Genomic DNA, 1,558 nt, shown 5'->3' on the forward strand with positions numbered 1-1,558 from the left:
ATGATGGATCTTGGCGCGACACTCTGCACGCGCAGCAAGCCGAGCTGTCTGCTGTGCCCGCTCAAGCGTGGCTGTGAAGCGCACATGCTTGGCCTGGAAACCCGTTATCCGATTCCCAAGCCACGCAAAGCCATCCCGCAGAAACGCACGCTGATGCCGATGCTCGCCAACGGTGAAGGCGCGATTCTGCTTTACCGCCGCCCGTCGACGGGACTGTGGGGCGGTTTGTGGAGCCTGCCGGAACTGGATGATCTGGAAGATCTGCAACATCTGGCCGATCAGCACTCGCTGACCATGGGCCAGCAGCAGGCGCTGCCGAGCCTGGTGCATACCTTCAGCCATTTCCAGTTGTCCATCGAACCGTGGCTGGTTCAGGTGCAGGAAGCCAGCCATCACGTGGCCGAGGCCGACTGGCTCTGGTATAACCTCGCCACCCCGCCGCGCCTGGGCCTTGCTGCCCCGGTCAAGACCTTGCTCGAACGCGCGGCCGCCGTATTGAATGCAGGAGAATCGCCATGACCCGCACCGTAATGTGCCGCAAGTACAAAGAAGAACTGCCCGCGCTGGAGCGCGCCCCTTTCCCGGGTGCCAAGGGCCAGGACATTTTCGACCACGTCTCGGCCAAGGCCTGGGCCGACTGGCAGAAACACCAGACCCTGCTGATCAACGAAAAGCGCCTGAACATGATGAACGCCGAAGATCGCAAATACCTGCAGGGCGAAATGGACAAGTACTTCTCCGGCGAGGAATACGCCAAGGCCGAAGGCTACGTGCCGCCAGCCGAATAACCCGCAGATTTCGTAAGCGACGGAATTAATTTAAGAAATTTTCAAAAAGTCGTTGACGTAAATCCGAAAAACCCTTTTAATGCGCCCCGTTGCCCAGATAGCTCAGTCGGTAGAGCAGGGGATTGAAAATCCCCGTGTCGGCGGTTCGATTCCGTCTCTGGGCACCAAATACCGAAAACCCTGAATCGCAAGATTCAGGGTTTTTTTATGCCTGCGATTTGATCCCCCTCCTCTCTTCGTCCTTCGATACACCCGGATTCCAGCTGTACTGGAAAAAACCCGAAATCTGTATCTCTCCGCGCAGATGGCGTTTCGCCAATACTTTGCGCAAGCCTTGGCGAGCCAATGACTGGCTCTACTTTGCGCCCCGCAACACTCTGGACTCCTGTAGCCCTCAGAGCGCAAAACCTGATTTTTTGAATCGATCGGCGTCGCCCGCAAGGTCACTTCCTGTCCAGCAAAAAAATCTGAACCCAACCCACAGGCGAACTGCAGTTACTGCTTTTCAAACATTCCAGGATGAATGCTGGCGCCCACGTGCGCCCGGCAAAAGAGCGAAACGGACGACGTATGATCAAGCAACTCATCAATGAAGACAGTTATGTGCAGATCGGCGATCTTTGCAGCGCAACGATCCAGCTGAAAATCGAAGGACTGAATCCCGCCGGCTCCATCAAGCTGAAGACCGCGCACGCGCTGATCACTGATCTTGAAGTCCGCGGACTGATCAACCACAAGACCCGCCTCATCGAATCCTCATCGGGCAATCT

Annotated in this window: 2 protein-coding genes, 1 tRNA gene and 1 pseudogene; all 4 read left to right on the plus strand. The window is 56.5% G+C overall.

Going from position 1 to position 1,558, the window contains the following annotated elements:
* On the plus strand, window positions 1-519 hold a 519-nt coding region (locus tag D6877_RS07855; RefSeq protein ID WP_178083649.1), incomplete at its 5' end, for an NUDIX domain-containing protein.
* Window positions 516-788, plus strand: coding sequence for an oxidative damage protection protein (locus tag D6877_RS07860; protein WP_016772129.1), 273 nt, complete (start codon window positions 516-518; stop codon window positions 786-788). The genes D6877_RS07855 and D6877_RS07860, both read left to right, overlap by 4 nt.
* Before the next feature lie 91 nt (window positions 789-879).
* Window positions 880-955, plus strand: a tRNA-Phe gene (locus tag D6877_RS07865).
* Between the two features lie 352 nt (window positions 956-1,307).
* A pseudogene (locus tag D6877_RS07870) lies at window positions 1,308-1,558 on the plus strand (hypothetical protein); the annotation flags it as partial.

It is taken from the genome of Pseudomonas sp. Sample_9 (assembly GCF_004307535.1).
Taxonomy (GTDB): Bacteria; Pseudomonadota; Gammaproteobacteria; order Pseudomonadales; family Pseudomonadaceae; genus Aquipseudomonas; species Aquipseudomonas mercuritolerans.